This window comes from Petrotoga halophila DSM 16923, from assembly GCF_002924615.1.
In genome coordinates this window covers 1-8,161 of record NZ_JALY01000157.1, presented here as the reverse complement: position 1 = coordinate 8,161, position 8,161 = coordinate 1, and the positions used below count along the sequence as shown (strand labels likewise).

Below are 8,161 nucleotides of genomic sequence, written 5' to 3'. Positions count from 1 at the left end.
TATATAGACAGCAATATCAAATTCTTTTTTATGTTTATAGTCATTAAAATTTCGTTCAACAAATCCATATTCACTTTTTTCATAAGGAAAATCAATAGCATCTATTTTGGTTAAACTTTGTTTTTCAGATTTAATCTTTTCCTTAATCCACGGTCCTAATGTTACCATATGTAAGCCTAATTCGTAGGATTTTTTTGCTAATATGTGCTTTTCACCATATGGATAAAAATATGGTTCATAATCTTGTACAAAATACATTTTATAACCTGGTAATTTTTTTACAATATAAGAAGAATCCCACATCGTTGCGACATATACATCACTACTGAGATCAAACAACTGATCTTTTGAAAAAAAGCGGCCTTTATAATTTGCCAAATTTATTTTCGCTGATTTCTCCATATCTTCTACATTTTGATTCGTATAACTTACATAATTTATGTTATAACCAAAATTTGCCAAATATGTTCCTAACCTTAAAATGGAAGTATGGCCGCCGCTGAATGAGTACATTCCAGGAATAACAAAAGTAATTGTATTAATGGATTTTGGTATTTCTTGTTGTGCTTCGTCGAAATCAATATAATCAATTATCCTATCAAAATATTTTTTTTCATTTTTATATTTATAAGAACCATATAAAGCTTTTAGAGTTTTTTTAATCATAATATAAAATCATCCCCCATAATTCCTCCTATAAAACTCCTTATACTCCCCTGTTATAACCTTATACATCCATTCTTTGTTTTCCAGGTACCAATCTATCGTTCTTTTTATCCCTTCTTCAAACTTTGTTTCTGGTTTCCAGCCTAACTCTTCTTTTATCTTTCTTGGGTCTATTGCGTATCTTCTGTCATGGCCTAACCTGTCTTTCACATGTTTAATCAATCCTTCGTTTATCTTTTCGTCTTTTGTTTTTTCTTGAAGATAGTTTATTATTATTTTTACTATTTCTATGTTTTCCTTTTCGTTGTGTCCACCTATGTTGTATACTTCTCCACTTCTTCCTCTTTCAAATACAAGCTCTATCGCTTTGCAATGATCTTCCACGTACAACCAATCCCTTACCTGTTTGCCATCCCCATACACGGGTAACTCTTTGTGGTTCAATGCGTTGTTTATCATCAGCGGTATGAGCTTTTCTGGGAATTGGTATGGTCCATAGTTGTTTGAGCACCTTGTTATGTTCGTATTTAAGCCATATGTATCGTGGTAAGCCTTCACTATCAAATCTGCACTCGCTTTACTTGCAGAGTATGGACTGTGTGGATCAAGGGGTGTTTTTTCTGTGAAGTATCCCGTTGGTCCCAACGCACCATACACTTCATCGGTTGATACTTGTAGGAATTTCTGGTTTTTTCTTTCATCATAGTATTTTTTGAATACATGCAACAACGTTTGTGTTCCCAGTATGTTTGTTTTTAAAAATATCTGTGGATCGTGTATCGATCTGTCTACATGACTTTCAGCAGCGAAGTTTATTATCCCTTCTATTTCGTTTTCTTTGTATATCTTTTCCAACAGTTCTATATCGTTTATGTCACCTTTTATGAAGGTGAACCTATTTTTTTCTTCTTCATTTAATTTGGATAGGTTATCCAAATTCCCTGCATAGGTTAGTTTGTCTAACCCTATTATCTTTTTGTCTTTGTGTTTTCTTAGGTAGTAGTATACGAAGTTACTTCCAATGAATCCAGCTACCCCTGTTACTAAGATACTCATCCGATCAACCTCATTTCTTTGAGAAATCTGTCGGTTGCATCTTTCCAATCGGGCATTGTTTTACCTGTTACCTCTGTGTATCCGAAGTTGTTGAGAACAGAACTTTCGGGTCTTTTTGCAGGTAGGTTGAAGTCACTTCTTTTTGCTTGTTTAAGCGTCCCTTGCCATCCTATCTTTTTTAGAATGTATTCTGCCCATTCGTACCTTGTACAGGGTGTGTTTGTTATGTGGTATATCCCGTACACTTTTTGTTTTATCAATTCAAGCGTTGCTTCTACTAAGTCTTCTGTGTATGTGGGTGCACTTTTTTCATCCGTTGTTATCTTTAGTTCTTTGTTGTTTTGACTCCAATTTATTACCTTTTTTGCAAAGTTATCCTTTCCAACTCCAAACACCCAACTTGTTCTTATTAGGTAATACCTTTGTGCTTGAGTTACTTCTCTTTCTCCAAGTGCTTTACTTTCACCGTACTTGTTTATTGGATCAGGTGTGTCGTATATCGTGTACTCACCTTTTTTGCCTGAAAAAACGTAATCCGTTGAGTAATGAATTAGCTCTGAGTTTATTTCGTTTGATATTATCGATAGATTTCTTACGCCTAGTCCATTGATTTGATATGCCTTTTCCCATTCTTCTTCTGCTTTGTCAACATAGTTGTATGCAGCACAGTTTATTATGTGGGTTATTTCTTTTTCATTTTGTACAACGTTCCTTAGTTGGTCTATCTTTGTTATATCTAGCTCTTTCGAACCTTTTGCTATGTATTGTATGTTTAATCGTTCAAACTTTTTTTGGAACGCTTGGCCTAACTGCCCTTTTGCACCCGTTATGAGTATTTTCATTTAGTTTCACCTATGTACTGTCTGAAGGTTTGTAGTTTTTTGTCTTTTTCTGATAGTATTAAATCTTCTTCTTTTATCCCGTACGTTTTTAAAGGCCATTCAACGTTTATATCTTCATCGTTCCATATGATTCCACTTTCATATTCAGGTGAGTAATAGTTAGTTGCCTTGTAGAGAAATTCTACTTCTTCTGTTAGTGCCAAGTATCCATGTGCGAATCCTTCTGGTATGTAGAACATGAGTTTGTTTTCTTCTGTTAGTTCTATACCGTAATACTTTCCAAACGTCTTTGAATTTTTTCTTAAATCAACCGCCACATCGTATACTTTTCCTTTTATACATCTTACCAATTTCCCCTGTGAGTTTTTCTTTTGGAAGTGTAACCCTCTCAATACACCTTTTTTACTCTTTGAATGGTTGTCTTGTACGAATTCTAAATCGAGTCCTATTTCTAAGAAATCCTTTTTGTTCCATGTTTCCATGAAGAATCCTCTATCGTCACCGAATACCGTTGGCTCTACTAAGTACAATCCTTCTATATCTGTTTGAATCTTTTTGAACTTACCCATTTGTTTCACCTGCTATCTCTAAAAGATACTTTCCATACTCTACCTTTTCCATTTCTTTTGCAAGTTTTATGAGTTGTTCTTTACTTATCCATCCGTTTCTGTAGGCTATCTCTTCTATACAAGATATGTAAAAGCCTTGCCTTTTTTGTATTGTTTCTACGTAGTTACTTGCTTCAAGTAGTGAGTCGTACGTTCCTGTGTCCAACCAGGCAAACCCTCTTCCAAATAATTCTACTTTCAATTGTCCTCTTTTTAAGTATTCTTTGTTTACATCCGTTATTTCTAACTCTCCCCTTGCAGAAGGTTTTAAGTTCTTTGCTATCTCTACTACGTTGTTGTCGTAGAAGTACAACCCTGGTACAGCGTAATGTGATTTTGGTTTTTCGGGTTTTTCTTCTATCGATACTACGTTGTTGTTTTCATCGAACTCTACTACACCATATCTTTTGGGATCTTTTACGTAGTATCCAAATATCACAGCCCCTTCTTTCAAAGAAGCGGCCCTTTGTAGCATCTGTGAGAAGCCTTGTCCGTGGAATATGTTGTCTCCTAGTATGAGACATACGTTGTCGTTTCCTATGAACTCTTCTCCAACAATGAAAGCTTCTGCTATCCCTTTTGGTTTTTCTTGGATTTTGTATTCTATCTTTAGTCCTAAATGACTTCCATCGTTTAGAAGCTGCTTGTACAATCCAATGTATTCAGGATTGGAGATTATTAGTATCTCCCTTATTCCTGCTAACATTATGGTTGATAGCGGATAGTAGATCATTGGTTTGTCGTACACAGGGAGTAGTTGCTTACTTATTGACTTTGTTATCGGGTATAACCGAGTGCCACTGCCACCTGCAAGGATTATGGATTTCATTGTTTTATACATCCCCCTTATTTCAATATAGATAGGTAAGATTTCACTTTTAATTTTATATATATTGTTGATTAGAAAAACAGTTCAGTTAATTTTTTTAAGTTAGAAGCCCGATCGAATTGAAAAACTGTGCAAATTTAATTGCTTGTTTTATAATATTCTTTTAGTATTTCTAAGTAAAACTTTATTTCTTTGCATTTTTCGCTTTTGAATATTCGATAAATAAAATATTTAAACTTATGGTATCTAATTTGATGTAAAACCATTTTGTTAAAATCAATGTTATATTTTTTGCAATAATACTTAGTGCTTCTTAACCTTTCTCTAATTGCTGAACTTTTACTTGTAACAGTTCCTCCACGAAGATGAATTAAACTTTTCTCCTTAAAATATTTAGTTTTATAATTGCTCGCTTTTATTCTCCTTGTTAAATCAGCTTCCTCCATATACATAAAAATATTTTCATCGAACATCCCAATATCAAAAAAGACCTTTTTTCTAATAAAAATATCGGCTCCAGAAAGGAACATTTTTCCATCCACAAAGAGGCCCATCTTTAAGAAAAGTCTAATAGGCATTTCATGAAAAAAACTATCCCCATCCACAAAAGAAAATGAAGCACTTCTTTTTAAATTTTTATCCAATAGCTTAATACCAAATAATGCTAAATTATTATTTTCTTCAAACTTCTTTATAGCAAATTGAAAAATTGGTTCAATGAGAATAGTATCAGGATTAAGGAAAAGAAGATACTCTCCTCTTGCAATTTTCGCCCCTAAATTATTACCAGCTCCAAAACCCCTATTTTCAGATTTCAAAATTTTTACATCTTTATAATTGTTTTTTATATAATTATAAATATTGTCTTCTGGACTATTGTCAACTACAATTATTTCTAATTTATCTCCTATATCATTGTATTTATATATTGAGTCCAAGCAATCTATTAATATGTCCAATTTTTTGTAAGAAACGATAATAACCGAGAAAAGAATTTGAGCCATCTTTACCTCCCCTTTTTAACACAGACTATAGCAACCTTAATAGTGATTTTTTCCAATGGCTATTAAATCTTACCCTCGAGAACTTTTAAACTATTCATAATATTTCACATTCCCCCCATCAAAAACTCGCACTTCAAACCTTCAAGCTTCTCTCTATCCTCAACATTCCAGTATAGTACAACGTTTGTACTTTCTATTTTTTCAACTTCGTTTTCTGTTATGTATTTAACTCTCAACTCTTTCAATATCCCTTCTATTATTTCCTTCATTTCTTTATCTTTCCCAAATAGAACGTAAGTTCTATTTCTCCCATATCTTTGTATTATTCTTTCTATGTTTTGTTTTATCAGCAATGTTCTTCTATAGTATATTTTCATGTACTCTATTGTCTTTTTGCTCTTTTCTTTGAATCCTTCAGGGGTTAATATGTACCTGAAACTCTTACTGTTTAACCTTTCTAATTTGACAAACCCTTTTTTGATGAACTTTTTTAAAAGTAAATTCACCATTCCCAAGGATAACCCTGTTTTTTCTGAAAGGTCTCTTTGAGTTATATCAGAATTCTTTTCTAATTCTTCTAAAATGAGTATCTCGTTATCTTGCATAATATGCAACACCTTCGTTCAATTTTTGAACAATATAAAAAGATTATAGCAATTATTTTGGTAATTGTCAAATATTTTTGAATCTCTTACGAAAATAATAGGTACTTAACTGGAATTAAATTAAAATTACTAACTACAATATATAAAGTCAGTTATTTGCATATATGTTGATGATGTCTCCTCCTTGCCTTATCTTTGCTATTTACCATGACTCTGTTATATTCAGTATCTGTTAAAAGAATTCGCGCAGTCCTTTTTTCACCTCGTATCATTTAGAAAAAAGCAAGTATATTAGGAGTGATATGAGATATTTTAATCATATACGCTTATTTACGCTTATTTCATTTTTTCTAACCCTACTTTTTGGAAGATAACCACTTTTACTTTTGATGTTATCTGTTTTTTTATCAATCAAATTTCACTTCTCTGTTTTAATAATTGTTCATACAAACGAATTAAATTAGAATACCGAGCTTCCCATGTGTTTTTAAGAGCGGTTTCTCGAGCATAGTGAGATGCCTCAACCAACCAATCTCTATTCTCATAAACTCTGTTTATTTTATCGGCAACATCATTCATATCGTTTATTTTGGTAAAATATCCATTTTTCCCATTTTCAACGAGTGGATTCATGTTTTCAGTGATGATGACAGGCAGGCCAGCTGCTAAAGCTTCATACGCAACGAGAGGACCTGATTCATAATAAGATGGCAAAGCCAGCAAATGAGCCGAATTATAAACATCATTTAACTTATCATGAGGAATCCTTCCAAGGTATTCTATATTTTTAATAATTGTTTTGAACCGAGAAGAATAAATTTCTGCAACCGATCCAACAACTTTGAACTTTATTTTTCTTTTTTTATTCCTTAGAAATTCGATAGCGTTGTAAAGCAGATCGAAACCCTTGGTATAAGTAATATTACCAACAAACAAAACTACTAATTCTTCTTGAAAATAAAAATCATTGCCTTTCTCCTTAGGAAAAAATTTTAAACAATCTGTTCCAAATGGGATGATATGTACTTTTGAGTCGTCTAAATTATTCAATGATTTTTTTACGAATTCAGAAGGAGCTATAATTGCATCACAAATTTCTATTTCTTCATCGATAATTTCATCGCGTTTTTGAGAAGGGAAAATAAAGTAAGTATTTTCACCAAAATACTTCTTGTGAATTTTTCTTATAGAATCGGGATGAATAGTGTACAATTCAAGGACTTTGATTCCCTTGGGATTTTTTTTAGATATTTTTTTGAATGAATTTAATGAGTAATTCATCCATCCATGGTATATATCAGAATTCAATGGCAAGTAATTTGATGCAATGAATGAAAAATATTTATCGGACGTATGATGGGCAAATTCGATGGAACTCTGTTTTAGAAACGGATGCGATAGTTTTCTTAATAATGAATTCAAAACATAGGTTGATAAAACGGCATTTGTTAGTTTGTTTATCTCGTTGCCTTTTTTTAGCCTAAAAAATAGTTTTATAGTTTCGCGAGAATCATTTACATCTAAATAACGGAATGTTATAACTTTTTGTAGATATTGATCTATATAAAGTTGCTTTGCTAGATAAGTCAACTCTCGTGATGGCCTTCCTATTAGAGTTATTTTCATATTCTCATCCTTTTTTCCCGATTTTTTGATATTATCAATGGTAGTAATATCCATGCGATAATATAAGTAGTTCCTGGCCCAAATGGAGCTAAACCTTCAAAAAGAGATATTGACAAAGCTGTAAGCCATACTAAAGATACATAAAATCTTAAGTCTTTGATCGAATTTCTCCTTAGATTAATAATTATTGTATAAAGAACAAAAAGAATAAATGGTATATAAAAAATTGCTCCTATCAAACCGTAATTTGCGAGTACTAACAAAAATGCATTGTCAACATAATAATTTTGAACCCCCAAAGTTCCTATTATTGGGTTTTTCTCAAAAGTGCTTAATGCTCGAGCATAAAAATCAAGTCTACCGGAACTTAGATTGCTTAAATCATGAATATTGAAGTTTTTGACGAAGACTTCAATAAGCCATGCGATAATAGAAGTTACCAAGTCTGAAGCAAAAATAGCAAATAATAAAATTGATAAAATTACAATCGTCAATATTAAAATAGATGATATTCTTTTTAATTTTAGAGATTTCAAAATTAAAATAAAGATTACTAAGTACAGTGCAACTAAACTACTTCTGTTTCTTATTAAATTTAAAACAAGAAACTCAAAAACTATGGAAAACGAAAAAAAGATCTTTAAAATTCTGCTTTTAAGATTCAATATCAGAAAAATACCAAATAAGATAGAGAAAACTATCATTGGACCTTTAGAATTTTTTCCAGGAACTAAATATTGAGATGAAATAAATATCTCAGTGAAATAGGTGTTAAATATATTAATTGTGAAGAGTAAAATCAATGTTGCATAAATTATAATTAAAATGTTATATACTTTTACATTTAAATTTTCAAAAATTACAAAAGAAATCATATAAATAAAAAAACTTATTGATATTGTAATATAAAGTGTCCCATTTTTAT

At 31.6% G+C, this 8,161-nt stretch carries 8 protein-coding genes and 1 pseudogene; all 9 read right to left on the bottom strand.

All coding sequences use genetic code 11. The features are described 5' to 3' along the window. Window positions 1-666, bottom strand: a pseudogene (locus AA81_RS07700) (glycosyltransferase family 1 protein); the annotation flags it as partial. Window positions 667-675: 9 nt separating this feature from the next. Further along, entirely contained in the window at window positions 676-1,722 is a 1,047-nt protein-coding gene (rfbB, locus tag AA81_RS07695; protein WP_103898710.1) for a dTDP-glucose 4,6-dehydratase, read from the bottom strand. Continuing rightward, window positions 1,719-2,564 carry a dTDP-4-dehydrorhamnose reductase gene (gene rfbD, locus AA81_RS07690; protein WP_103898709.1) on the bottom strand — a complete coding sequence of 282 codons (846 nt, stop codon included), beginning with the start codon at window positions 2,562-2,564 and terminating at the stop codon, window positions 1,719-1,721. The genes rfbB and rfbD overlap by 4 nt, the downstream gene beginning before the upstream one ends. Next, window positions 2,561-3,133 carry a dTDP-4-dehydrorhamnose 3,5-epimerase gene (gene rfbC, locus AA81_RS07685; RefSeq protein WP_103898708.1) on the bottom strand — a complete coding sequence of 191 codons (573 nt, stop codon included), beginning with the start codon at window positions 3,131-3,133 and terminating at the stop codon, window positions 2,561-2,563. The genes rfbD and rfbC overlap by 4 nt, the downstream gene beginning before the upstream one ends. Next, window positions 3,126-4,001 carry a glucose-1-phosphate thymidylyltransferase RfbA gene (gene rfbA, locus AA81_RS07680; RefSeq protein WP_103898707.1) on the bottom strand — a complete coding sequence of 292 codons (876 nt, stop codon included), beginning with the start codon at window positions 3,999-4,001 and terminating at the stop codon, window positions 3,126-3,128. Before rfbA ends, rfbC begins: the two co-directional genes overlap by 8 nt. Window positions 4,002-4,138: 137 nt before the next feature. Then, a complete protein-coding gene (locus AA81_RS07675; protein ID WP_103898706.1) occupies window positions 4,139-5,005 on the bottom strand; it encodes a glycosyltransferase family 2 protein in 867 nt (288 codons plus the stop codon). A gap of 104 nt (window positions 5,006-5,109) precedes the next feature. Then, on the bottom strand, window positions 5,110-5,610 hold the full coding sequence (locus tag AA81_RS07670) for a winged helix-turn-helix transcriptional regulator (protein WP_103898705.1): 501 nt from the start codon (window positions 5,608-5,610) through the stop codon (window positions 5,110-5,112). A gap of 411 nt (window positions 5,611-6,021) precedes the next feature. Then, window positions 6,022-7,236, bottom strand: a complete 1,215-nt coding sequence (locus tag AA81_RS07665) for a glycosyltransferase family 4 protein (protein ID WP_169999682.1) — start codon at window positions 7,234-7,236, stop codon at window positions 6,022-6,024. Continuing rightward, window positions 7,233-8,161: O-antigen ligase family protein (locus AA81_RS07660; RefSeq protein ID WP_211292674.1), on the bottom strand; the 929-nt coding region annotated here is incomplete at its 5' end. The genes AA81_RS07665 and AA81_RS07660, both read right to left, overlap by 4 nt.